19 protein-coding genes and 1 pseudogene are annotated in these 24,304 nt (G+C 75.1%); 9 read left to right on the forward strand and 11 right to left on the reverse strand.

The window, feature by feature from the left end:
* Nucleotides 1-30 precede the first annotated feature (30 nt).
* Complete coding sequence (locus GA0070623_RS26230; protein WP_067315403.1) at nucleotides 31-411, forward strand: MerR family transcriptional regulator; 381 nt, start codon at nucleotides 31-33, stop codon at nucleotides 409-411.
* Nucleotides 412-518: 107 nt separating this feature from the next.
* Here the strand turns inward: GA0070623_RS26230 and GA0070623_RS26235 are convergent, their stop codons facing one another.
* Both GA0070623_RS26235 and GA0070623_RS26240 read right to left on the reverse strand, forming a co-directional pair.
* A complete protein-coding gene (locus GA0070623_RS26235; protein WP_067315407.1) occupies nucleotides 519-1,118 on the reverse strand; it encodes a hemerythrin domain-containing protein in 600 nt (199 codons plus the stop codon).
* 236 nt (nucleotides 1,119-1,354) lie between these two features.
* Nucleotides 1,355-1,960 carry a TetR/AcrR family transcriptional regulator gene (locus GA0070623_RS26240; protein WP_067315409.1) on the reverse strand — a complete coding sequence of 202 codons (606 nt, stop codon included), beginning with the start codon at nucleotides 1,958-1,960 and terminating at the stop codon, nucleotides 1,355-1,357.
* A gap of 232 nt (nucleotides 1,961-2,192) precedes the next feature.
* On the opposite strand from GA0070623_RS26240, the gene GA0070623_RS26245 reads away from it, so the two are divergent.
* Nucleotides 2,193-3,137: an SDR family NAD(P)-dependent oxidoreductase gene (locus GA0070623_RS26245; protein WP_067315412.1), complete on the forward strand. Its 945-nt coding sequence runs from the start codon at nucleotides 2,193-2,195 to the stop codon at nucleotides 3,135-3,137.
* A 137-nt stretch (nucleotides 3,138-3,274) separates the two neighbouring features.
* Here GA0070623_RS26245 and sucB read toward each other — a convergent pair whose 3' ends face one another.
* Together sucB and lpdA are read right to left on the reverse strand one after the other, a co-directional pair.
* Nucleotides 3,275-5,098, reverse strand: a complete 1,824-nt coding sequence (sucB, locus tag GA0070623_RS26250; RefSeq protein WP_089004188.1) for a 2-oxoglutarate dehydrogenase, E2 component, dihydrolipoamide succinyltransferase — start codon at nucleotides 5,096-5,098, stop codon at nucleotides 3,275-3,277.
* A gap of 71 nt (nucleotides 5,099-5,169) precedes the next feature.
* Entirely contained in the window at nucleotides 5,170-6,558 is a 1,389-nt protein-coding gene (gene lpdA, locus GA0070623_RS26255) for a dihydrolipoyl dehydrogenase (RefSeq protein ID WP_067313631.1), read from the reverse strand.
* A gap of 180 nt (nucleotides 6,559-6,738) precedes the next feature.
* Between lpdA and GA0070623_RS26260 the strand changes: the two genes are divergently transcribed.
* Nucleotides 6,739-7,068: a hypothetical protein gene (locus tag GA0070623_RS26260; protein WP_067313629.1), complete on the forward strand. Its 330-nt coding sequence runs from the start codon at nucleotides 6,739-6,741 to the stop codon at nucleotides 7,066-7,068.
* Between the two features lie 154 nt (nucleotides 7,069-7,222).
* On the opposite strand, the gene GA0070623_RS26265 is transcribed toward GA0070623_RS26260, so the two are convergent.
* Nucleotides 7,223-8,794: a leucyl aminopeptidase gene (locus GA0070623_RS26265; protein WP_067313627.1), complete on the reverse strand. Its 1,572-nt coding sequence runs from the start codon at nucleotides 8,792-8,794 to the stop codon at nucleotides 7,223-7,225.
* A gap of 164 nt (nucleotides 8,795-8,958) precedes the next feature.
* Here GA0070623_RS26265 and gcvT point away from each other — a divergent pair, with 164 nt between their 5' ends.
* Complete coding sequence (gene gcvT, locus GA0070623_RS26270) at nucleotides 8,959-10,089, forward strand: glycine cleavage system aminomethyltransferase GcvT (RefSeq protein ID WP_067313625.1); 1,131 nt, start codon at nucleotides 8,959-8,961, stop codon at nucleotides 10,087-10,089.
* A 197-nt stretch (nucleotides 10,090-10,286) separates the two neighbouring features.
* Here gcvT and GA0070623_RS26275 read toward each other — a convergent pair whose 3' ends face one another.
* The 3 genes from GA0070623_RS26275 to GA0070623_RS26285 form a co-directional block, all read right to left on the reverse strand.
* Entirely contained in the window at nucleotides 10,287-11,582 is a 1,296-nt protein-coding gene (locus tag GA0070623_RS26275) for a DUF2314 domain-containing protein (RefSeq protein WP_067313623.1), read from the reverse strand.
* 65 nt (nucleotides 11,583-11,647) lie between these two features.
* Nucleotides 11,648-12,421: an adenosylcobinamide-GDP ribazoletransferase gene (gene cobS / locus GA0070623_RS26280; protein ID WP_067313637.1), complete on the reverse strand. Its 774-nt coding sequence runs from the start codon at nucleotides 12,419-12,421 to the stop codon at nucleotides 11,648-11,650.
* Nucleotides 12,411-14,507, reverse strand: coding sequence for a bifunctional adenosylcobinamide kinase/adenosylcobinamide-phosphate guanylyltransferase (locus tag GA0070623_RS26285; protein WP_084261544.1), 2,097 nt, complete (start codon nucleotides 14,505-14,507; stop codon nucleotides 12,411-12,413). The genes cobS and GA0070623_RS26285 overlap by 11 nt, the downstream gene beginning before the upstream one ends.
* 217 nt (nucleotides 14,508-14,724) lie before the next feature.
* Here GA0070623_RS26285 and GA0070623_RS26290 point away from each other — a divergent pair, with 217 nt between their 5' ends.
* The gene (locus tag GA0070623_RS26290) at nucleotides 14,725-14,925 is read left to right on the forward strand and encodes a hypothetical protein (RefSeq protein ID WP_067313620.1); all 201 of its coding nucleotides are present in this window, start codon (nucleotides 14,725-14,727) and stop codon (nucleotides 14,923-14,925) included.
* Nucleotides 14,925-15,722 (forward strand): site-2 protease family protein, encoded by a 798-nt coding sequence (locus GA0070623_RS26295; RefSeq protein WP_067313618.1) that lies wholly within the window; start codon nucleotides 14,925-14,927, stop codon nucleotides 15,720-15,722. The genes GA0070623_RS26290 and GA0070623_RS26295 overlap by 1 nt, the downstream gene beginning before the upstream one ends.
* Before the next feature lie 48 nt (nucleotides 15,723-15,770).
* Here GA0070623_RS26295 and GA0070623_RS26300 read toward each other — a convergent pair whose 3' ends face one another.
* Together GA0070623_RS26300 and GA0070623_RS26305 are read right to left on the reverse strand one after the other, a co-directional pair.
* Nucleotides 15,771-16,769 (reverse strand): aldo/keto reductase family protein, encoded by a 999-nt coding sequence (locus GA0070623_RS26300; protein ID WP_067313615.1) that lies wholly within the window; start codon nucleotides 16,767-16,769, stop codon nucleotides 15,771-15,773.
* A gap of 48 nt (nucleotides 16,770-16,817) precedes the next feature.
* Nucleotides 16,818-18,551: a WG repeat-containing protein gene (locus GA0070623_RS26305; RefSeq protein WP_231932557.1), complete on the reverse strand. Its 1,734-nt coding sequence runs from the start codon at nucleotides 18,549-18,551 to the stop codon at nucleotides 16,818-16,820.
* A 2,444-nt stretch (nucleotides 18,552-20,995) separates the two neighbouring features.
* On the opposite strand from GA0070623_RS26305, the gene GA0070623_RS26315 reads away from it, so the two are divergent.
* The 3 genes and pseudogenes from GA0070623_RS26315 to GA0070623_RS26325 form a co-directional block, all read left to right on the forward strand.
* Entirely contained in the window at nucleotides 20,996-21,844 is an 849-nt protein-coding gene (locus GA0070623_RS26315) for an ABC transporter permease (protein ID WP_067314225.1), read from the forward strand.
* 7 nt (nucleotides 21,845-21,851) lie between these two features.
* Nucleotides 21,852-22,679, forward strand: coding sequence for an ABC transporter permease (locus GA0070623_RS26320; RefSeq protein WP_067314223.1), 828 nt, complete (start codon nucleotides 21,852-21,854; stop codon nucleotides 22,677-22,679).
* A gap of 38 nt (nucleotides 22,680-22,717) precedes the next feature.
* Nucleotides 22,718-23,731, forward strand: a pseudogene (locus GA0070623_RS26325) (ABC transporter ATP-binding protein); the annotation flags it as partial.
* Here the strand turns inward: GA0070623_RS26325 and GA0070623_RS26330 are convergent.
* Nucleotides 23,673-24,278, reverse strand: a complete 606-nt coding sequence (locus GA0070623_RS26330) for a DUF3043 domain-containing protein (RefSeq protein ID WP_231932558.1) — start codon at nucleotides 24,276-24,278, stop codon at nucleotides 23,673-23,675. The pseudogene GA0070623_RS26325 and the gene GA0070623_RS26330 sit on opposite strands and share 59 nt — an antisense overlap.
* Between the last annotated feature and the right edge of the window lie 26 nt (nucleotides 24,279-24,304).

Here is a 24,304-nt window from a genome sequence, read left to right on the forward strand (position 1 = left end):
CCTGGAGTGCGCTCCAGGTCAAGCGGTAGCATGCGGCCCGTGTATTCGCCCTCGGAGGCCGCCCGGCGCAGCGGGTTCAGCCTCGACACCCTCCGCTACTACGAGAAGATCGGCCTGCTCAGCGGCATCGGCCGCACCTCCGGCGGTCGTCGGGTCTTCACCGACGAGGACCTGAGCTGGCTGGTGATCTTCCGGTGCCTGCGCGACACCGGCATGCCGATCGCCGAGATGTGCCGCTACGCCGAGCTGTCCCGCGCCGGCGAGCACACCGCCGCCGCCCGGCAGGAGCTGCTGGAACAGCACGCCGCCCGGGTCGAGGAGCAGATGACGCTGCTCCAGCGCCAGTACGCCCACCTGCGCGAGAAGATCCGCTTCTACCAGGGTGTCACCGGGGCGAACCCGGTTCGCTGACCGATCCGGTCGCGTCCACCGGCGGCGGGGGCCGAGTGCCTGGCCGACGGCGGGTCCGGCCGGGCGGCAGGTGGGTCCGTGTGCGCCTCCACCCGCCCGCCGAGGGTTCACCAGTCCGGTGGCGGGGACACACCGAGCAGCTCCTCGGTGCCGCCGGCCCGGTCGCCGAGCGCGTCGAGGGCGGCGGTGAGGGTGCGCTCCTCGTAGCGGAAGTGGGATCCGAGGATGGCGGAGAGGCCGTCCAGCTCGACGCGCACCCGGTCCAGGGCCGCCGGGTCGTCCACCGGCGGATCGGCGACCAGCGCCTCGATCCGCCGCACGATCCAGTCGACCATGCGGTGGTCCCGGCTGAGCTTGTCGAGCACCGGCCGCAGCTCGGGTGCCTCGTCGGCGAGCACCCGGAACGCCCCCGCGTCCTCGCCGGTGTGGTGCCGGGTCAGCGCCGCGCAGAAGCTGAGACAGTGGGTACGCAGGTGGCGCAGCCGGCCGCCGGGAGGCGAACGATCGTCCCCGGGACCGGCAGCGCGTCGACCCGGCCCGTCGTCGGCGGGCCGACCCGTGCCGGGAGGGCGATCGGCGTCGGTCGACGGGTCGGCGTCGAGGGCGGCCCGGATCTGGTCCAGCTCGTCGAGCAGCCAGAGATGGATCTCTACCAGTTGGTGGCCGAGCGCGGTCAGGCGGTCGGTCGGGGTGGAATCGGGGTGCACGTGTGTCCCATGCTGTCCCGCGCCTCCATGCCCTCGGCGGTCTCCTTGCCGGGTGCACCGCGACGCTGCACCGATCCTACGACGTGCCCGGCGCGCTGTCCGACCCCGAGGGTGACGCACCCGGCCGTGCCGTCCGACCGCTGATCGGGGCCTCCTCGTGCCGACGGGACCGCCGGGGCGGCCCCATGCGCCCGTGCGTGGCCGGCCCGCCCGGCGGGCACGCCCCGGGATCAGGCTCAGTCGGCCGGGTGCCGGCGCAGCCCGGCCATCAGCAGGTCGAGCAGCCGGCCGGCGAGGTCCCGCTGGTCCGGCCCCTGGGCGGCCAGGGACATCCCGCTGAGCCCGGCCAGCACGTCGCCGGGGTCCACGTCCGGGCGGATCGTGCCGGCGGCGACGCCGGCCGCCAGCAGCCGGGTCAGCGCGGCGACCAGCAGGTCCCGGCTCTGCGCGTACGGGTTGGTGCCGGCGGCGACCACCAGGCGCAGGGCGTCGGCCATACCCCGCTTGGTGGCCAGGTAGTCGACGAAGTGGTCCATCCAGGCCCGGGTCGCCTCGGCGGCGGGCAGCCGGGCCAGCAGCTCGTCGGCGGCGGCGCACAGCTTGGCCAGCTCGCTGCGGTAGGCGGCCTCGACCAGGGCCTCCCGGGTGGGGAAGTGCCGGTAGAGGGTGCCGATGCCGACCCCCGCGTCACGGGCGATCGCCTCCAGGGTCACCTCCGGCCCCTGCCGGGAGAACGCCCGGACGGCGGTGTCGAGCAGCCGCTGCCGGTTACGCAGCGCGTCGGCGCGCAGTGGGCGGGGGGCAGGCTGCGGCGCGTCGCCTCCGGGGCGGTTCTGCGGCACGTCGTCTCCTGGGGTCCGGTACGGCACGGGCCGCCGGTCGGCGTCCCGGCGGGCGGGGTTTCTCCGGTCGTGAGCCGCCGCCCGAGGTGTCACACGGCCCGAGGCGCGACGCGGCCCGGTTGGCAAACGGAGGAACCTCCGGTTAGGCTCGGAAGTCGTAACGGAGGGGCCTCCGCTTCTCATCGTAGCGGTCGGGCCGCTCGACCCGCGCCGCGCCGGACAAGGACGGATCATGACCACCAACACACCAGTCCGCACGCCCTTCGACGCCAGCAGCACCGCCCTGGAGGTGGTCCGGGACGTCGACCTCACCGGCCGTCGCGCCGTGGTCACCGGCGGTGCCTCCGGCATCGGCGTGGAGACCGCCCGCGCGCTCGCCGCCGCCGGGGCCGACGTCACCCTGGCCGTACGGGACCTCGACGCCGGCCAGCGGGCCGCCCGGGACATCACCGCCACGACCGGCAACGACCGGCTGCTGGTCGCCCCGCTCGACCTCGCCGACCAGGCGTCGGTGGCGGCCTTCGTGGCCACCTGGGACGGGCCGCTGCACCTGCTGGTGAACAACGCCGGCGTCATGGCGTCGCCCGAGCGACGCACCGCCGAGGGCTGGGAGTTGCAGTTCGCCACCAACCACCTCGGCCACTTCGCCCTCGCCACCGGACTGCACCGCGCCCTCGCCGCCGCCGACGGCGCCCGGATCGTCTCGGTCAGCTCGGCGGCACACCTACGGTCACCGGTGGTCTTCGACGACATCCACTTCCGGCAGCGCCCCTACGACCCGTGGCTGGCGTACGGGCAGTCGAAGACCGCGAACGTGCTCTTCGCGGTCGAGGTGAGCCGGCGCTGGGCCGACGACGGCATCCTCAGCAACGCGCTGATGCCCGGCGCGATCCACACCAACCTCCAGCGGCACGTCAGCGCCGAGGAACTGGAGCGGATGCGGGCCGCCAGCGGCGGCGGCGCGGCCAGCTGGAAGACCGTCGAACAGGGCGCCGCCACCTCGGTGCTGGTCGCCACCTCGCCGCTGCTCGACGGGATCGGCGGCCGGTACTTCGAGGACTGCCAGCAGGCCGCCGGGCACCAGCCGGGCACCCGTACCGGCGTCGCCGACTACGCTCTCGACCCGGCCGCCGCCGAGCGGCTCTGGACGGTCTCCGAGCAGACCCTGCGCGGCTGACCCGCCGCTGCACCGCGCTGGCCACCACCACCGGCTCGTCCGGTGCCGGCGGCCGGCGACGTGCCCGGTCGGTACGCCGGTACGTGACGACGAAGGCGCCCCGGTCGACCGACCGGGGCGCCTTCGTGGAACAGGTGTTACAGGCCCAGCTCGGCCTCGAAGTTGCCGCCCTCCAGCCGCTCCTTGACCGCGACCAGGAAACGGGCCGCGTCGGCACCGTCGATCAGCCGGTGGTCGTAGGACAGGGCCAGGTAGACCATCGACCGGATCGCCACCACCTCACCCAGGTCCGGGTCGTTCACCACGACCGGCCGCTTCACCACGGCACCGGTGCCGAGCATCGCCGACTGCGGCGACGGCACGATCGGGGTGTCGAAGAGCGCGCCCCGGCTGCCGGTGTTGGTCAGCGTGAAGGTCGCCCCGGCGATCTCGTCCGGGCTGATCTTGTTGGTCCGGGTGCGCTCGGCCAGGTCGGCGACCCGCTTGGCGATGCCGCCCAGGTTGAGGTCACCGGCGTTGTGGATGACCGGCGTCAGCAGGCCCCGCTCGGTGTCCACCGCGATGCCGAGGTTCTCGGCCTCCGGGTAGGTGATGGTGCCCGCGTCGAGGTCCATCCGGGCGTTCACGACCGGGTACGTCTGCAGGGCCTCGATGGCGGCCAGCGCGAAGAACGGCAGGAACGACAGCTTCACACCGTGCCGCTGCTGGAACGAGTCCTTCGCCTGCGCCCGCAGCCGGGCGATCCGGGTGACGTCCACCTCGATGACCGTGGTGAGCTGCGCCATCTCGTGCAGCGACTCCTGCAGGCGGGTGGCGATGGCCTTGCGGATCCGGGTCAGCTTCTCGGTGCTGCCCCGCTTGCCGCTCGGCTGCGGCTTCGCGGCCGGTGCCGCCGGTGCCGTGGCGGCCGGCTGCGGGGTGGGGGCGGGCGCGGCCTTGGCCGCCTTCGCCTTCTCCGCCGCCTCCAGCACGTCCTGCTTGCGGATCCGGCCACCGACGCCGGTGCCGTTGACCGACGCCAGGTCGACGCCGTGCTCACCGGCCAGCTTGCGCACCAGCGGGGTCACGTAACCGGGGACCTCGCCGCCGCCCTGGGCGGGGGCGGCCGACGACCGGGCCGGCGGGGTCGCGGGAGCGGCCGGCTGCGCGGCCTGCTCGGCCTTCGCCGGCTGGGCCGCCGACTCGGCCTCGGCGGCCGGCTCGTTGTACCCCGCGCCCGGGGTGGGCTCGGTGACCTCGGGCTCCGGCTTCGGCTCGGCCTTCGGGGCGGGCTCGGCCGCCGCCTTCGGGGCGGGCTCCGGCTGCGGCGCCGACTCGGCCGGGGCGGCGCCCGCGGTACCGATGATCGCCAGGTCCGCGCCGACCGCGGCGGTCTCGTCCTCGGGGACCTTGATCTCCAGGACGGTGCCGGCGACCGGCGACGGGATCTCGGTGTCCACCTTGTCGGTCGACACCTCCAGCAGCGGCTCGTCGACCTCGACGGTCTCGCCGACCTGCTTGAGCCAGCGGGTGACGGTGCCCTCGGTGACGCTCTCGCCCAGGGCCGGCATCTTCACCGCGGTGCCCTCACCCGAGGACGCCGGGGCGGCCTGCGCCGCCGGCTGCTCCTGCTCGGGCTCCGGGCCGGTGCCCTCGGCCGCGGCCGTCGGCTCGGTGGCCGGCTCGGCCTGCTCCGGCTCGGCGGCCTCGTCGTCCTGGGGGGCGTCCGAACCGGCCGACTCGCCCTCGCCGGAGATGACGGCCAGCTCGCTGCCGACCTCGGCGGTCTCGTCCTCAGCGACCACGATCCGGCTCAGCACCCCCGCCGCGGGGGACGGGATCTCGGTGTCCACCTTGTCGGTCGACACCTCCAGCAGCGGCTCGTCGACCTCGACGGTCTCGCCCTCCTGCTTGAGCCAGCGGGTGACGGTGCCCTCGGTGACGCTCTCGCCGAGCCGAGGCATGGTGACCGATACCGGCATGTTCTGAAACTCCTTCGTGGCCTGGTGCGATCCTCGCCCGCTTGCCGCCGGCGTCGCGGAATGAGTGTGGGTCAGGCGTGCGCGTGCAGCGGCTTGCCGGCCAGGGCCAGGTGCGCCTCGCCCAGGGCCTCGTTCTGGGTCGGGTGGGCGTGCACGAGCTGCGCCACCTCGGCCGGGTAGGCCTCCCAGTTGTAGATGAGCTGCGCCTCGCCGATCAGCTCACCGACCCGGGCTCCGACCATGTGCACGCCGACCACCGGGCCGTCCTCGACCCGGACCAGCTTCACGAAACCGGCGGTCTTGAGGATCTGGCTCTTGCCGTTGCCGCCCAGGTTGTAGTTGTAGGTGCTGACCTTGTCGCCGTACTGCTCCTTGGCCTTCGCCTCGGTCAGGCCCACCGACGCAAGCTCCGGGTCGGAGTAGGTGACGCGCGGGATGCCGGCCTCGTCGATCACGGCCGGGTTCAGGCCGGCGATCTCCTCGGCGACGAAGATGCCCTGGGCGAAGCCCCGGTGGGCGAGCTGGAGGCCGGGCACGATGTCGCCGACCGCGTAGACGTTGGGTACGCCGGTGCGCAGCCGCTCGTCGGTCAGCACGTACCCCCGGTCGAGCTTGACGCCCTGCTGCTCGTAGCCGAGGTCGGCGGTGTTCGGCCCCCGGCCGACGGCGACCAGCAGCAGCTCGGCCTCGACGGTCTCGCCGCCGGCGATGGTCAGCTTGACGCCCTTCTCGGTCTTCTCGACCTTCTCGAACGGCTTGCCGACCTTGAAGTTGATCTTCCGCTTGCGGAATGCCCGCTCCAGCGCCTTGGACGACTCCTCGTCCTCGGCGGCCACCAGCCGGGGCAGCGCCTCGACGATGGTCACGTCCACCCCGAAGGACTTCCACACGCTGGCGAACTCGACGCCGATCACGCCGCCGCCCAGCACGATCACCGACGCCGGAACCCGGTCCAGGGTCAGGGCGTGGTCGCTGGTGATGATCCGCTCACCGTCGACCTCCAGGCCGGGCAGGCTCTTGGCGTACGAACCGGAGGCCAGGATCACGTTGCGGCCGGTGTACCGCTTGCCGTCGACCTCGACGACGTTCCTGCCGACCAGCTTGCCGGCGCCCGCCACGAAGGTGATGTTCTTGTTGCCGCCCACCAGCCCCTGCAGACCCTTGTACAGCCGGGAGATCACCCCGTCCTTGTACGCGTTGACCCCGGCCATGTCGATGCCGACCAGCTCGGCCTGGACGCCGAACTGCGCCGACTCACGGGTCTGGTCGGCGATCTCGGCCGCGTGCAGCAGTGCCTTCGTCGGGATGCAGCCGTTGTGCAGGCAGGTGCCGCCGAGCTTGCCCTTCTCGACGAGCGCGACGGAGAGGCCAAGCTGGGCGGCACGCAGCGCCGCCGCGTAGCCGCCGCTGCCACCTCCGAGAATGACGATGTCGAAGGTTGCGTCGTTCGGCTCGCTCACGTCCAACTCCCTGGTCGCTTCGCTGCATCGGGGGTCACGGCGGGGCGGCACGGGCAGACCCCACCTCGGTCATCTTGTCACTTGCCCGTCCGCAGCGCGTACCGAGGTGCCCAACGACACGTCACCGACACGTACTCTTGTCACCGTCCGCGACGACGGACGGGGGAGAGGAGTAGCCCGGTGGCGCTGTTCCGGCGACGCAAACCGTCGACTCCGGCCAGCCGTGACCGGCCGGCCGAGCGGGCCGACCTGGATCACCTGGCCGACTTCGTCCGCACCCGGCGGGGTGTCGAGGCGTACGTCGAACCCCGGACCACGATGACCGAGACGACCGTCATCATGATCGCCGACGACGGCGAGTGGACCCGGCGGCGCATCGACGGCCCGGACGGCGCCCGCCGCTTCGCGCACGCCCTGGGCATCCCGATCTACGACGTCCGGCTGATGGGCTACCCGCAACGGATGCGCGACTACAACGAACGCCGCAAGCGCCGGCCCGAACTGTTCTGACGGCGACCGCCGCCCGGCGTCGCGCCCGTCCCGCGAGGCGTCGCCTCGGGCGGTCGTCGCTGCGGGCGGTCGTCGCGCCGAGCCGGCGTCGCGCCGGTACGGGCCGGCGCGGACGGGATGCCGTCAGGCACCCCGTCCGCGGGTCGCGTGGCCGTCAGCCGTGGGCCGCGACGTCCTCGACCAGCTGCAGCAGGGTGCGGACCGGTACGCCGGTGCCGCCCTTGGTCCAGTAGCCGGTCGGCTCGCCCACGTGGTAGCTCGGTCCGGCGATGTCGATGTGCGCCCAGGCCACCCCGTCGGTGACGAACTCGCGCAGGAACACCCCGCCCTGGAGCATGTGACCGGCCCGGTCCATCCCCGCGTTGACCTGCGAGATGTCGGCGACGTCCGAGTCCATGCCCTTGCGTACGTCGTCCGGCAGCGGCATCGGCCAGGCCGGCTCGCCGACCGCGTCGCCGGCCTCCCGTACCCGCTCGCACAGCTCGGGGGTGCCCATCACCCCGGCGATCCGCTTGCCCAGCGCGACCACCTGCCCACCGGTGAGGGTGGAGGTCTCGAACAGGTAGTCGGTGCCGTCGGCGCAGGCCCGGGCCATCGCGTCACCCAGGATCATCCGGCCCTCGGCGTCGGTGTTGAGCACCTCGACCCGCTTGCCGTTGAACATGGTGACCACGTCACCCGGCCGGTAGCTGGTGCCCGACGGCATGTTCTCCGCCATCGGCAGGTACCCGGTCACCGTCACCGACGGCTTGAGCGCGGCGACGGCCAGCATCGTCGCGCCGACGGCCGCCGCGCCGGCCATGTCGGACTTCATCTCCCACATGCCCTGCGCCGACTTGATCGAGATACCGCCGGTGTCGAAGGTGATGCCCTTGCCGACCAGCGCCACCCGCTTGCCGTTGGTCTCGCCCTGCGGGGTCCAGGTCAGCTTGACCAGGCGCGGCGGGGCCTCGGATCCCTGACCGACGGCGGTGATGCCGCCGTACCCGCCGGCCCGCAGCTCCGCCTCGTCCAGCACCTCGACGTCGAGCCCGGCGGCCCGCGCGGCGGTGGCCACGGCCTCGGCGAAGGCCGGGGGCCGCAGCTCGTTCGGCGCGGTGTTCACCCAGTCCCGGGTGGTCCGCACCGCCCCGGCCACCACGGCGGCCCGGTCCACCTCGGCGCGGGCGGCCTGGTCGGCGGCGTCCGGCACGGCGATCAGCACCTCGGCCACCGGCTCCCGCCGGGTCGGCTGCGGCTTGGTCTTGTAGCCGGCGAACCGGTAGCCGCCGAGCAGCGCGCCCTCGGCGACCGCGCGGAGCGCGGCCGGGGCGTCGGCGTCGTCCGGCAACGGCAGGCTCAGCGCCACCCGGGGCGCCCCGGCCAGGGCCCGGACCGCCGCGCCGGCCGCCCGGCGCAGGGTCTCCGGGCCGGGGGCGGCACCGGTCGGCTCCGGACCCAGCCCGACCGCCACGACCAGCGGCGCGGTGACGGTGCCGAGCGTGGCCAGCTTGATCACCTCGCCGGGACCGCCGGTCGCGCCGAGCAGGGCGAGCGTCTCGGTCAGTTTGCCGTCGAAGGCGGCGGCGATGCTCTCCGCACCGTCGGCGAGCAGCAGGGTACCCGCCGGGCCGCTCGTGGCGTCCGGGCCGGTGGTCTGGCTGTGCACGCCGATCACGACCGCGTCGACCGCGAGTTCGGCAGGGTCGGTGTCGACCAGGCTGAGGGTGGTGCTGGACGATGTCACTGAAGCTACTCCGGGCGGGCCGGGCCGGCCGCGTCGTCGCGTACCGGCGGTGTGATGGTCTCCGGCGGCAACCTACCCCGCCGGAGCGCGGGTGTGTCCCGCCGACGTGCCGACGGGCCCCGCCGATGCTAACCAGCGGCGCACCCCCCGGTAAGTTGCCACCCATGACGGACGTGACCTCCGACGCCGCCGCGACCCGGCTGCGCCGTTCCCCGCTGCACGCGCGACACGCCGCGCTCGGCGCCAAGTTCGCCCCCTTCGGGGGCTGGGAGATGCCGCTGGAGTACGCCGGCGGCGGGGTGCTCAAGGAGCACACGGCGGTACGGACGGCGGTCGGCGTCTTCGACGTCTCGCACCTGGGCAAGGCCCGGGTGAGCGGCCCCGGCGCGGCCCGGTTCGTCAACTCCTGCCTGACCAACGACCTGGACCGGATCGGCGCGGGCCGGGCGCAGTACACGCTCTGCTGCGACGACGCCACCGGCGGGGTGGTCGACGACATCATCGCCTACCGGTACGCCGACGACCACGTCTTCCTCATCCCGAACGCGGCGAACACCGCCGAGGTGGTCCGCCGGCTGCGTGCCGCCGCACCGGCCGGCGTGGAGGTCACCGACGAGCACGAGCGGTACGCGGTGCTGGCCGTGCAGGGGCCGCGCTCCGCCGAGCTGCTCGACGCGTTGGGCCTGCCCACCGGGCACGACTACATGAGCTTCTCCCCGGCGACGCTGGCCGACGCCGGGCTGACCGTCTGCCGGACCGGGTACACCGGCGAGCTGGGCTACGAGCTGGTGGTCCCGGCCGACCACGCGGTCGCGGTGTGGGACGCGCTGTTCGCCGCCGGCACCGGTGTCGGGCTGCGGCCCTGCGGGCTGGGCGCCCGGGACACCCTGCGCACCGAGATGGGTTACCCGTTGCACGGGCAGGATCTCTCCCTGGAGATCACCCCGGTGCAGGGCCGGTCCGGCTGGGCGGTGGGCTGGGACAAGCCGGCCTTCTGGGGCCGTGACGCGCTGCTCGCCGAGAAGGCCGCCGGCCCGCGTCGTACGCTACGCGGCCTGGAGGCCGTCGACCGGGCCATCCCGCGCGCCGGCATGACCGTGTACGTCGGCGACGCCCCGGTGGGCACGGTCACCAGCGGTACCTTCAGCCCGACCCGCAAGCAGGGCATCGCCCTGGCCCTGCTGGACACCGCCCCGAAACTCGCCGACGGCGCCCTCGTCGAGGTCGACATCCGCGGCCGCCGTGCCCAGATGCGGGTGACCCGTCCCCCCTTCACCACCCCCTCGGTCCGCTGACCCACCCCCCACCCCACCCCCGTCCTCCGCTACGCCCCCGCTGGCCCCCCGTGATCAAGAGGTTTACGTCAGGTCCGGCCGAGATCCTGACGTAAACCTCTTGATCACCGGGGCGAGCCGGGCGCGGGGCGAGCGCGAGCCGGGCGCGGGGGGCGCGCGGGGGTGGGGTCGGGCGGGGTGGGGTGGGGTGGGGTGGGTCAGTGGGTGGGGTGGGGGCGTTCGCCGGCGTCCAGGACGGCCTGGGTCCAGCCGCCCTCGATGACGCCGGTGCCGTCCAGGACCGCCCAGTCGACGACCTCGGCGACCGGCACCACGACCGGGGAGCCGATCCGCACGGTGGGGTCGGTGTTGGCGTCGCTGGCGCTCGCGCCGACGATCCGCTCCGGGGAGTCCCACGAGTTCACCCCGGCCCAGACGTACTCGGGGCCGTCGTCGCCGGGCAGGCCGTACTTGACCACCAGCTGTGACTCCGGGGGCAGCCCGTCGGCGAGGAACCGGGCGCGGATGTCGTCCAGCCCGGCGCGGGCGGTGGCGATCGCCCGGCTCATCGCGTCCCCCGAGCGGGCGTACCGGACGTCCGGCTCGATGCCAGAGAACAGGGTCGCGCAGGCCGTCGCGTAGTAGCGGCCGTCCGGCCCCGGATGACCGGGGGGCGGGCGCAGGCTGAGGAACGAGTCGGCCTCCGGATCGGTAGCCGGGTCCAGCTCCAGGCGCAGCAGCACCGGGGCCGTCGCGCCGTGCTGCTCCGGATTGCCGTACGCCACCGCGATGTCGTGCCCGGTCACCGTGGCCAGCACCGGCAGCTGCACGAACGCCGGCACCTCCTCACCGGCGAGGCCGTCGGTCCAGTCCCGCAGCAGCCGACGGGCCGCCCCGGTCAGCACCGCCCCCCAGGCCCGGGTCAGGTGGTCGGGCACCCCCTGGGTCTGCAACTCCAGCATCCCGAACCGGCGGAGCCCCTTGGTGGTGAACCACAGCCCCTCGCTGTCCGACGAGTAGGGGACCAGCACCCAGTCGACCAGCCGGATCCGGCCCTGCGCGTCCGGCAGCGACCTCAGCGCCGTCGCCGGGTCGAGGAACTGCAACCCGAACACGTCCACCACGTCGCCGTCGACCGACTCGGCCACCGCGGCGGCCACCGCCCGCGCCGCCCACTCGTGCGCCGGCGGCCAACCCGGCCGGTACTCGGCCCGCACCACCACCAGGTGGCTGGCGGCGGCGAGCCGGCCCAGTTGGGCCTCGGTGGCACCGAAGGCGGTGAGCAGGTCCGGCGGCAGTTGCGGGAACTCGTCGATCGTCCGGGTGTCCACCGACATCAGCGGACTGTCCAGCATCTGCGTGGCGAGGCCGTACACCGGGTCGGCGAGCCGACCGGCCAGTGCCCGTACCGCGGTCTTCGGGCTCACCCGCGGCAACCCCGCCATCGGCACCAGGTAGGTCGCGCTGAGCGACTCCGGGACCGGTACGGGCAGGAAGTCGTCCGTGATGAGCAAGTCGTCCCCCGGAAGGCCGTGCCGGTGTTGTCGGGGCAAACGCTACCCGCCGGGCCGCGTCGTCCTCAGCCGGACAGCACCAAGCCCAGGTAGACCAGCGTGGTCACCACTTCCACGGTGGCCCCGAGCACGTCGCCGGTGATCCCGCCGAACCGGCGTACCAGGTGCCGGAGCAGGCCGGTCGCGACGGCGAGGGAGGCCAGCACGGCCACCGGCCCCTGCCACGGGCGGCCCGGCACGGCCGGCACCGCCACCAGTGCGACGGCGACCGCGCCGACGACCGGCCCGAGCGGCCCGACCGTGCCGGCCACCAGCGCGCCGAGCCCGTCCGGGCGGGCCGCCGGCACCCCACGCCGGCAGGCCAGGGTGACGCCGAGCCGACCGGCGGCGGTGCCGGCCACCACCGCCGCGAGCGTCGCCGGCCACGACCGTCCGGCCAGCTCCGCGAGCGTCGCCGTCTGGAGCAGCAGGACGACCACCAGGGCGACCACGCCGAACGGTCCGACGTCCGGCTTCTTCATGATCTCCAGCGCCGCCGGGCCCCGCCGGTACGACCCCAGCGCGTCCACGGTGTCGGCCAGCCCGTCCAGGTGCAGCCCCCGGGTGAGCAGGGCCGCCGATCCGACGGTCACCCCGGCGGCGACCAGGGGCGGGGCGAGCGCGGCCAGGAGCAGCAGCACCCCGCCGAGCAGCCCACCGAGCAGCGCACCGACCAGCGGGGCGAGCGCCATCGCGGTGCCCGCCGTGGTCCGGTCGATCCGTCCGGTCCGGACCGGGGCGATGGTGAGGGTGGTCAGTGCCAGTCGGAGCCCGTCGCCGCGCCCGGACTCAGCCGGCACGCCGACCGGACGGGTCGCGCTCCGGCTCGACGACACCGCGCTCCGGGCCGGTGCCGTCCGCTCCGGCGGACTCCGCGGCGTCGTGCGCCCCGGCGGGCTGCGCCCCGGCGTCGTGCGCCCCGGCGGGCTGCGCCCCGGCGGCGGTCGGGTCGGCGCTGGCGGCGGTCGGGTCGGGAGTGACGGTGGCCGGGTCGGGAGCGTTGGTCGGGCCGGTGGTGGTCGGCCCGGGGCCGGCCGGCTGCGGCTCGGCGAACTCGGGGGTGACGTCGGGTACGTCGCCCCCGATGCCCTCCGGCAGGGTGGCGTCCGGCCCGTCGTCGTCGGTGCCGCCGTGGTGCGGGTGGGCGGGCAACGCCCCGGCCAGCGCCAGCACCGAGCGCAGCAGCGGCAACGCGGCCAGCGCGTTCGCCCCCTCGCCGAGGTCGAGCCGCAGCTCCAGCAGCGGGGTCAGGCCGAGCACGTCGGCGGCGAGTCGGACCGCCGGGTGGCCACCGTGGTCGACCAGCAGGCACCAGTGCCGGGCCTGACCGGCCAGGTCCCGGCTGATCATGCCGGCGGCCAGGCCGACCGGCCCGTCGAGCAGCACCGGCACCCGGCGGGCGGTCGCGCCGAGCAGCACGCCGGTCGCCACCGCCACGTCACCGCCGCCCAGCTCGGCCAGGACGTCCTTGGCGTCCCGGGGGGAGCGGCGGGTGCGGTGCAGCGCGTCCCGGACCGTCGCGCACCGCACCATCCAGGCCGCGTCGTCGATCTCGCCGTCGGCCGTGTACACCCGGCCCAGCACGGTCGGGGCCTCCGCTCCCGCGGTCGCGACCAGCACCGCGGCGGCGGCGGCCTCGGTGCCCGCGCCGTACGCCCCCAGCACCAGCAGCCGTACGCCCGCGTCGGCGGCCTCCTCGGCCAGCCGCCAGCCGTAGCGCAGGGCCGCCTCGACGGCCTCGACGCCCAGCGCCGGCCCGTGTTCGATCGGTGCGGACGGCGGGGTGTCCACCACCTGCAGGCCGGCTCCGTTCTCGGCGGCCAGCCGGGCGAGCGCCCCCCGCCCGGCCCGCGCCTGCCGGGCCAGCCGGGCCGACTCGCCGGGCAGTGCCCCGGCCGCCGCGCCGCCGGCGTGGTCACCGTGCAGCAGCAGCACCCGGACGTCGGTCCACGGCGTGGGCGTCGGGGTGCCCTGGGTGGCGGCGGCGAACTCGACCACCCGCTCCAGCACGCCCAGCCCGGCCCCCGGCAGGTCCAGGGTGCCGAGCCGCTGCACCGCCTGCGGGCCGGCGTACTCGTCGGGCATCGGCAGTTCCATGCCGGGCTGGATGACCAGCCCGGTGTCGACCACCGGCAGCGCCATTGTCGGCGCCGCCCAGCCGGTGCCGTCGGCGGCGGCCGGCGTCGTCGGCGCGGCCGGCGTCGTCGGCAGGGTCGGGGTCAGCACCTCCGGCAGCGGGGCCGGCGACGGGTCGGCGGGGGCCGGGTGCCCGACGGTGGTGGGGGTCGCGGCACCGCCCGGGGCGGCCTGGGCGGGTACGCCGACCGGCCGGGCCGGGGCGGACGCTTTGAGCCAGGCCGGCTGGCCGGCGACCACCAGCGCCACCGCGTCGCAGGCGTCCGCGACGGCCCGGTTGGCCGCGCCCAGCGCGTCGGTGAACGCCCGGCCCAGCGGGGTGGTCGGCACCAGCGACAGACCGACCTCCGGGCTGACCAGCACGATCCGTGCCTCGCTGGCGCGTACCGCGTCGGCCAGCTCGGCGATGGTGGCCACGTCGTCGGCGGGCTGGTGGGCCGGGTCGAGCAGCACCGTCACCCAGCCGCCGAGGTCGTCCACGAGGACCGTCTCGTTCGGCCCGGCCGAGGCGAGCACGTCGGCCAGCCGGCGCGGATCGTCCGCGGTCTCCTCGGTGGTCCAGCTCCCCGGCCGGCGGGCCCGGTGGGCGGCCAGGCGGGTGGCCCACTCGGTGTCGTCCGGGTCGCCGACGGCCGAGGTCGCCACGTACCGCACCGTGGGCGCGTCGGCCACCAGGGACTCGGCGAACTCCGACTTGCCCGAACGGATACCGCCGAGCACCAGGACCGTGTTCCACCCCTCAACGGACATGCCCGTACCTTAAGGCCGCCCGGCCCGGCCGCGCCCGCCGGCCCGGCCGCGTCCCGGGGGGCGTCCTGGCCGGTCGGGCCGGGTCGGACCGGCGGCGGTGACGGCGGGTCACCGGTGCGGCCCCGCAGGCCCGCGTCCGGTGCGGTCCGGCACCGGCCGACTACGCTTGCGGGGGTCCGTCCCCCGGGGGCGGCGGAGCGGCGAGGGGAGACGCGGCATGGCGTGGAGCTGGCGGTACGAGGGCACGGACGGCGCGTCGGTCGACGGACCGGCGGACACGTTCAGCAGTCAGGCGGACGCCGAGTCCTGGATCGGCCAGACCTGGCGGGAGCTCGCGGCGTCCGGCGTCACCTCGGTCACGCTCGTCGAGGACGACCGGGTGGACTACCGGATGAGCCTGCTGCCGACGGCGGAGTGATGGCCCACGACCGCCCGGGGGGCGAGCCGTTGGTGCTCGGCGTGCCCCGGGCGGCGTTCCGGCCCAGCCCGGTCTTCCTGGCCCTGGTGGCGCTCTTCGTGACCAGTGGCGTGCTCACCTGGAACGGGGTGGGCAACGTCCGGTTCGACGTGTTCCTCTTCGTCGTCTCCGGCTGGCTGGTCTCGCTCTGCCTGCACGAGTACGCCCACGCGGTGGTCGCCTACCGGGCCGGTGACCGGGACATCGCCCACCGGGGCTACCTGACGTTGAACCCGCTCAAGTACACCCATCCGCTGCTGTCGATCGTGTTGCCGGTGGTGGTGGTGCTGCTCGGCGGCATCGGCCTGCCCGGCGGGGCGGTCTGGGTGGACCGGCACGCCATCCCGGGGCGGCTGCGGCACACCCTGGTCAGTCTCGCCGGCCCGGCGACCAACGTGCTGTTCACCCTGCTGCTGGTGGTGGTGCTGCGGGTGGGGATCGGGGTGGGCGGCCCGGTGGAGTTCTGGGCCGGGGTGGCGCTGCTGGCGTTCCTCCAGCTCACCGCGAGCGTGCTGAACCTGCTCCCGGTGCCCGGCCTGGACGGCGGCAACATGATCCAGCCGTGGCTCAACCCGCAGTGGCGGCGGATGTACGACCTGTTCGCGCCGTTCGGGTTCATCCTGCTCTTCGCCCTGCTGTGGAACCCGCGCATCGGCGGCTGGTTCTTCACCGCCGTCTTCTGGCTCAGCGACCTGCTGGGTCTGCCGCCGTGGCTCTACAGCACCGCGCTGTCGCTGATCCGGTTCTGGCAGACCTGACCGCACCCCACCCGGCAACCGTCCGGGATGGGGTGCGGTCGGCGCCGGTCAGGGGCGCTTGGCCGGGCTCTCGGTCTTGGCCGGGTCGCGTTCGGTGACCGGGGCGACGATGTCGTCGATGGCCTTGAGCAGGTCCGCCTCCAGGGTCACCCCGGCGGCCTTGACGTTGTCGTGCACCTGGTCGGGCCGGGACGCCCCGATGATCGCCGACGCGACGTTCGGGTTCTGGAGCACCCAGGCGACGGCGAGCTGCGGCATGGTCAGCCCGGCCTGCTCGGCGAGCGGCTTGAGCTGCTGCACCCGGTTCAGCACCTCGTCGTCGAGCCACTTCGCGATGAAGTCCGCGCCCGACTTCTCGTCGGTGGCCCGGGAACCGGCCGGCGGCGGCTGACCCGGCAGGTACTTGCCGGACAGCACACCCTGCGCCATCGGCGACCAGACGATCTGGGAGATGCCCAGCTCCTCGCTGGCGGGCACCACCTCGGCCTCGATGACCCGCCACAGCATCGAGTACTGCGGCTGGTTGGAGACCAGTGGGATGTGCAGCTCCCGGGCGAGGGCGTGCGCCTCGCGCAGTTGCGACGCCTTCCACTCCGAGACGCCGATGTAGAGCGCCTTGCCCGCCCGTACGACGTCGGCGAACGCCTCCATCGTCTCTTCCAGCGGCGTGCTGTAGTCGTACCGGTGGGCCTGGTAGAGGTCCACGTGGTCGGTCTGGAGGCGACGCAGCGAGCCGTCGATCGAGGCCATGATGTGCTTACGGGACAGGCCACGGTCGTTGCGGCCCGGCCCGGTCGGCCAGAAGACCTTGGTGAAGATCTCCACCCCCTCCCGGCGTTCCCCGGCGAGGGCCTTACCGAGCACCGTCTCGGCGCGCGTGCCGGCGTAGGCGTCGGCGGTGTCGAAGGTGGTGATGCCGCTGTCCAGGGCGGCCCGCACGCACGCCAGCGCCGCGTCCTCCTCCACCTGGGAACCGTGGGTGATCCAGTTGCCGTACGAGATCTCGCTGACCATGAGGCCCGAACGGCCAAGGTGACGGAATTCCATGCTGCGACCCTAGCCCCGCCCGGTCCGGGGCACCCGCCGACGCGGTGGTCAGAGCACGGGGTGGGTGTCGGCGAGCAGCCGGTCGATCTCCGCCAGCACCCCGTCCCGGTCGGGGTGTACCGGGCGGATCAGCGGTTCGCCCCGCCGGTCCAGCGCCCCCCAGTGGTCCATCCCGTCACCGACCAGGAACGCCACCGGGTGGATCACCAGGGCCGGGTGCACCGGCCGGACCAGCATCGTGCCGGCGCGGTCGACCACCCCCTGCCGACCGGCGAGTTCCACCACGGCCAGTCCCTCGTCGGTGAAGCCGTCGAGCTGCCGACCGTCGGACAGCGTCGTGGTGATCCCGTGGTAGCGCGGCGGGACGACCAGCCGGCCGTGCCGGTCCACCGCGCCCCAGCCGCCCCGGCGGACGGCCGCCACCCCGGCGCGGAACGGGCGGACCTCCTCGAAGCCCGCCGGCACCAGCACTGTCCCGTCGGGCTCGATCGCCGACCAGTCGGCGTCGCCGCCCCGCGACACCCAGGCCAGGCCGTCGGAGAAGGGCAGCACCCGGGTGTACCCGGCGTCGAGCAGGGTGCCGCCGGCCTCGTCGATCAGTTCCCAACCGGTGTGGTCGGGGCGGCGTACCCAGGCCACCTGCTCGTGGAACGGCTGCGCCTCGGCGTACCGGTAGTCGACGACCAGGTCACCGGCGGTGTCCGCGTACCCCCAGCAGCCCCGGCCGTCGTGGGTGGGCCGCGGCGCGCGGCGGCCGTGCCGCACCTCGTCCCGGCTGCGTGGGTACGGCCCGAAGCCCGCCCGCGCCGCCGCTCGGGTGTGCACCGCGTCCAGCGCCACCCCGATCCGCCCGGTCAGCTCCGGGTCGTCGGCCCGGCGCAGGTCCAGTGCCCGCTCGAAATGGGCGCACGCCTCGATCAGCCGACCCTGGTCGTAGCAGCAGCGGCCGGCGTGCTCGTGCAGGGCCGAGCGCAGCCGGTCGGGGAGTTCGGTGGAGTTGGCCTCGGTGAACAGCCGGTCGGCCTCGGCGAACTCACCCTTCCAGCGCAGCGCCTCGGCCAGCCGCGCCCGGGCCAGCGCGGTCCGCCGCAGCTCACCGGTCGCCTCGGCGTAGGTCAGGGCGAGCCGTCCGTCGGCCAGCGCGTCGTCCAGGTCGTCGACCAGCCGGGAGGTCACCGCCCGCAGGCTGAGCAGCCTGGCCCGGGCCCGGTTGTCCAGGGCCGAGGCGAGCTTCTCGGTCAGCCGGCGTCGGAGGATCCGCAGTTCCGCCGGGTCGTCGACCACCTCGCGCAGGGTCTGCGGGTCCAGCCGCCACCGGTAGCCGGCCAACACCTGCTCGGGATCGTCCCGGGGTACGGCCGCCGGGACGTCGGGCTCGTCCGGTTCGCCCGGGACGGTCACCGTCGACCCCGACCCCGACCGCGCGCCGCTCCGGAGGGCGGTCGGCGGTGTCGCTGTGCTCCCGGCCGGCGGTGTCGCGGTGCCGGCCGTGCTGGTGGTGGTCGCCGGTCCGGCCTCGACCGCCGCACCCGGGTCGGCCTGCGGGCTGCTGTCGGCGGCGGTGGCGCGCGGGCCCGTGCCGGCCTGCTCGGCGGGAGCGTCGGTGCGGTCGTCGGCCTGCTCGGTGGGAGCGTCGGTGCGGTCGTCGGCCGGGAGCGGGCCACCGTCGGCGGTGTCGGCCGGGGCGGAACCCCCTGCCGGGCCGGCTCCCGTGTCGGGGGTCGCCGTGTCGAGGCGGTGCTCCGGGACGCTGGCGGCGGGCGGGTGCGGCGGCACCGCCACGTCGGCGGCGGCTGTAGCGGGTTCCGCCGCCGGCGCAGGCCCGGTCCTGCCGGGACCGTCGGTGGCGCTGACCGGGTCGTCCCGGTCCGGCGCCGGCCGGGGGTCGCGTACGGGAGCGGCGTCGGAGGCGTCCGCCGGGGAGGCGGACCGGGCCGGCGGTACCGCCAACCCGGTGCCGGCGGTCCGGTCGCCGGTGTCGGCGGATCGGTCCACGGCAGGTGGGGTCCGGTCACCGGGGTCGGTGCGGGCGGTCCGGTCACCGGGGTCGGTGCGGGCGGTTCGGTCACCGGCGTCGGTGACCGGCCCACCGGTGCCGGCGTGTGCGGGCCTGCCACCGGCGTCGGTGGTGCCGGTGGCGGGTGCCGTGGGCGTCGACCGGCCGGGCCGGAACCAGGCGGCGGAGCTGTTCGGCGTGGTCCGGGGCGCGGTGTCCGGTGCGTCGGCGGTGGGCTCCGGCGGCGGCGGGACGTACCGGCGGGGTCGGTCGGGGGTGATCTCCAGACCACCGGGTCGGCCGGTCGGGGGAGCGCTGGGTGGGTCGGCCGGCGTCGGCGCAGCCGGCCGGCGGTCGCTCTGCGGGGGCTGGCGGAACTCGATGTTCAGCCGGGCCGCTGGTGGCGCGGAGACCGGGGCGGCGTCGGCCGTACCGAGGTCGGCCGCCGGCCCCGGGGCCGGCGAGACCGGAACCGGAGAGACCGGCGGGCCGGAGACCGGTGGACCAGAGACCGGGCGGGCCGGGGACGGACCGGAGACCGGGCGGGTCGGAGGCGGGCCGGGGTACGGCGGGCCGGAGACCGGGCGGGTCGGAGGCGGGCCGGGGTACGGCGGGCCGGAGACCGGGCGGGTCGGCGGGGGTGCCGCGCCGCCCCGACGGTCCCCGGGGCGTTCCGGCATCGGGTCCGGGGCGACCCGGGCCGCCGGACGGTCGTCGTAGCGGCCGGGCGGGGGGACCGGCCGGTGCGGTTCCGCCGGGCGGCGCTCCGACCCGGGGTACGGCTCCCGGCCGTCGCGGGTGTGGTCCGGGTCGTGCGCGGGTCGCCGGGTGCCCGTCCGGTCGGTGCCGGCACGACTCCACGGCTCGCCGGTCGACGGGTCCGGCGGCGGCGTGGACTCGCGGGGACGGAGGTCGGGGAACGCCTCCGTGCGCGACGCCGCCTCCCGTGGTCGCGGTGGCGGTCGCTCCGCGGGGACGCGTGGATGCTGCCACCGGTCCTCGGGAATGGGGGAGATCGGCGTCCGGTCGTCGTCGAAGGGACGGCGGCGGAGGTCGTCGTGGCCCCGGGCGGCGGGTCGTTCGACGGACTCCCGCGCCGGCGACCTGGGGGGTTCGTCCTCCCGGAACCGCGTCGGGAGATCCTGCGCGGGCCGCCGCGTGCCCGGGTACGGGTCGTGGCGGGCACCATCGGCGAACCGCCGGTCATGGCGGTCCTCGTCGGTGAACCGTCGATCATGCCCGCCGTCGTCCGGGGTGCGTCGGGCCTGGCCGATGGCGTCGGGGGTGAGCCCGCCGTCGTCGGGGGTGCGGTGGTCGACGCCGGGGCGTTCGCCGGTGGTGCGCCTGCGGCGGGGGAGCTCGTCGGGCCCGACGCTCCAGCCCGGTTCGACGAACCGGTCGGAGCGGCTGTCGCGGGGTGGTTCGTGGCGGGGTGGTTCGTGGCGGGGAGCGGGGGAGACGGGCGCCCGGCCGGGGGAGACCGGGGTGACCCCGGGAGCGGTGCGCTCCCGGCCGGGTGGGGTGTCGTACCCGTCGGCGCGGTGTCGGTCGGGGGCGGCGCGGTCGCGGTGCCACCCGGTGGGGGCCGGGTCGTCGGCACCCCGCCGCCGGTCGGACCACCTGGTCCGGCTGGCGTGCCGGTCGGCGTCCGGGCGGCCGTCGTACCGGTCCGGTTCGGTCCGGTCGGCGTGCCGGTCCGTCGCGGGCCGGCGGCGTTCCCGCTGCCAGATCGGCTCGTCCGGGGGCCGGCGGTACGCCTCGTCGACCGGCCGGCGGTACGCGTCGTGGTCGGGGTACCGCTCGTCGCCCGGCGCGTCCCCGCGGGGGGACTCGTCATCCTGGTCGGCCCAGGAACGGCCGAGGTAGGTGCCGTCGGGGCGGGTCGGGGCGAGCGGGGGCACCTCGGCACGGCCGAAGGCGGCGGGCCGCCCCCGCGGGTCGGCGTACCGGTTGCCGATGTCGCCGGGGTAACGCTGGCCGCGGAACTGGGGGTGCCACTCGCTGGTCGGCTCGATCACCCAGGACGGTTCCGCCGGGGCGTCCCAGCGGTCGCCCCACCCGCCGGTCATCGGGGGCCTCCGTGTCCACGCGTGCGGCGCGGCCCGATGCCCGGCTCGCGTCGCTCGCTCACGGCGGTGTCACCTCGTTGCAAATTGTGGTGCCGGGCGCCCCAGGATGCCGGTAGAGTCCCCCGTCCGGCACGGCGGGGCTGCGGAAGGAGGGTAGCGGCGTGGGCTCGGTCACCGCCACTGTGGCACTACCCACGAGCGCAAACGTTACCCGATGGTTCCGGACATTCGGGGCCATATCCCGGGCCGGATTCCGCCGCTACGCCACCTATCGACAGGCCGCCCTGGCCGGTGCCGTGACCAACACCGTGTTCGGCTTCCTGCACTGCTCGGTGCTGCTGGCCGCCGCCGGGGCCGGAGCCGTCGGCGGGTACGACCGGGCACAGCTCGCCACCTTCGTCTGGGTGGGGCAGGGGCTGATCGCCGTCGTGCTGCTCTGGGGCTGGAGTGACCTGGCGGACCGGATCCGTACCGGTGACGTGGCCGCCGACCTGCTTCGCCCGGTGCACCCGGTGACCAGCTACCTCGCCACCGACCTGGGGCGGGCCGGGTACGCGGCGCTGGCCCGGCTGCTCCCGCCCGTCCTGGTCGGGCCGCTCTTCTTCGACGTCTACCTGCCGTCCCGGTGGCCCACCGTCGGGCTCTTCGTGGTCTCCGTGGTGGCCGCCGTGGTGCTCTGCTTCGGCTGCCGGTTCCTGGTCAACGCCACCGCGTACTGGTGGCAGGACGCGCGGGGTCCGCTGCTGCTGTGGACCCTCGGCTCGGGGGTGCTGGCCGGGCTCTACTTCCCGCTGCGGTTCCTGCCGGAGTGGCTGCAACTGGTGCTGTGGTGCGGCACCCCGTTCCCGAGCCTGCTGCAGACCCCGCTCGACGTGCTGGTCGAGCGGGATCCGCCGGCCGTCCAGGTCGGCCTGGTCGCCCTCCAGCTCGGCTGGGCGGTGCTGGTGCTGGCCGCCTGCCGGCTGGTGCAGCGGCGGGCCGAACGTCGGCTGGTGGTGCAGGGTGGCTGAGCAGGGGATGTGCACCGGCGAGGCGGTCCGGCCGGGTGGGACGTTGCGGGCGTACCGGGCGCTTCTCGGGGCGCAGGCCAGGTCGCAGACGGCGTACCGGGCGTCGTTCCTGCTGGACCTGCTGGGCAACCTGGGAGCCACCGTCTTCGACGTGGTCACCGTCCTGGTGATCTACGGGGTGACCCGGGAGCTGGGTGGGTTCACGCTGCGCGAGACGCTGGTGATGGTGGGGCTGTCGGCCAGCGCCTTCGCCGTGGCGGACCTGCTGGTCGGCAACATCGAGCGGCTGCCGGCGCACGTCCGCACCGGCCTGTTCGACGCGGTGCTGCTCCGGCCGCTCGGCGCGCTGCCCCAGCTGCTGCTGATGAACCTGCCGCTGCGCAAGGTGTCCCGGGGCGTGTTCGGGGTGGCCGTGCTGGTGGTGGCGCTGGGCTCGGCCGGGATCGACTGGACCCCGGCCCGGGTGGCGCTGGCGGTGGTCGCCCCGCTGGCCGGGGTGGTCTTCTTCGGGTCGCTCTTCGTGGCCACCGCCACCGTGTCGTTCTGGTGGGTGGACTCCGGCGAGCTGGCCAACTCGGTCACCTACGGCGGGCGGGACTTCACCTCGTACCCGGTGACCGTCTTCGAGGGGTGGTTCCGGGCCGCCTTCGCCTACGGGCTGGGCTTCGCCTTCGTCAGTTACCAGCCGGCGCTGGCGCTGCTGGGCCGCGCCGACCCGCTCGGCCTGCCGTCGTGGGCCGGCTGGACCGCGCCGGTGGTGGCGTTGGTCGCCGCCGTGGTGGCGGCGGCGGCCTGGCGCACCGGCATCCGCCACTACCGGAGTACGGGGTCATGAGCGTCATCGAGCTGGACGGGCTGCGCAAGGAGTTCACGGTACGGGTCCGGGCGGGCCGGCTGCGCCGGGAGAAGCGCACGGTCACCGCCGTGGACGGCATCGACCTGCGGGTGGAGCGCGGCGAGATGCTCGGCTACATCGGCCCCAACGGGGCGGGCAAGTCGACCACCCTGAAGATGCTCACCGGGGTGCTGAGCCCGTCGGCGGGGCAGGCCCGGGTCTGCGGCCTGCGCCCGGTCGCCGACCGGACCCGGCTGGCGCTGCGGATCGGGGTGGTCTTCGGGCAGCGCTCCCAACTGTGGTGGGACCTGCCGCTGGGTGACTCGTTCGACCTGCTGAGGCACCTCTACCGGGTGCCCGCCGCCGACCACGCCGCCCGGCTGCGCCGCTGCCGTGACCTGCTCGACCTGGACGCCTTCCTGGACACCCCGGTCCGGCAGCTCTCGCTGGGGCAGCGGATGCGCGGCGAGTTGACCGCCGCGCTGCTGCACGGCCCGCAGGTGCTCTTCCTCGACGAGCCGACCATCGGGCTGGACGTGGTGAGCCGGCAGGCGGTCCGGGAGTTCCTCGCCGAGCTGGGCCGGGCCGGTGACACCACACTGGTGCTGACCACCCACGACCTGGCCGACATCGAGCGGCTGTGCGCCCGGCTGGTGGTGGTCGACCACGGCCGGGTGGTGCACGACGGGTCGATCGCCGCCCTGCACGCCCGGTACGGCTCCCGCCGGCTGGTCGTCGTCGAGCTGGACGCCCCGTTGGCGGTGCCGCCGCGGCCGGTGGGGGCGCCGCTGCTCCGGGTCGAGGCCGAGGGCCGGCGGCTGGTCTACACGCTGGAGTCGGCGGGGGTGGCGGAGGTGGTGTCCGGGCTGGCCGGGCTGGCCGCGTTGCGTGACGTCTCGATCGTCGAGCCGGACATCGAGGACGTGGTGGCCCGGCTCTACCGGACCCCGCCCTCCGCCCCCGGTGGGGGCGGAGGCGTCGGGAGGGAACTGGTCAGACCGGTTCGCCGATCTGCACCCGGGGGGCCGGGGCGCGCATCCGGCGGAAGGTGATCGACCGCATGATCGCGTACAGGTAGAGCGAGCCCATCCGCTCGCCGCTGGTCGGGAAGCGCTCCCGGACCAGCTTCTTGATCCGGCGGGAGATCAGCACCGAGTCGATCACCACGCCGAGCGCGAGCGCGCCCCACACCACGTTGGAGGCGAGCCGGATCGCCTGCGGCATGGCGGCGTTCGAGCCGATCAGCACGATCAGCGCGCCACCGAAGAACCAGGTGCCGATCGTCCGGCGGGAGTCGACCACGTTGCGGGCCAGCAGCCGTTCCGGCCCCCGGTCCCGGGGGCCGCCCTCGCGGCGGAACTCGGCGGCGGCCTCGGTGCGCGCCTTGCGGCGCTGTTCCCGGGCCTCCTCCTTGGTCAGCGGCCGGGTCGGGCCGGCGGGCCGGCGACCGGCGACCGGCCGTTTCGGGGTCTCTACGCCCAGTTCCTTCTTGCTCGGGGTGTAGCCCCGGGGGCGCGCGGCGGATGGCTCCTCGGTCACCACCGTGGCGGTGGCGGAGGAGTCGGAGTCGGCGGACTTGCGGCGAAACAACGACGGCACGAGGTGAAGGGTAGCCACCCGTCGGC

Source organism: Micromonospora rifamycinica, assembly GCF_900090265.1.
Lineage (GTDB): Bacteria > Actinomycetota > Actinomycetes > Mycobacteriales > Micromonosporaceae > Micromonospora > Micromonospora rifamycinica.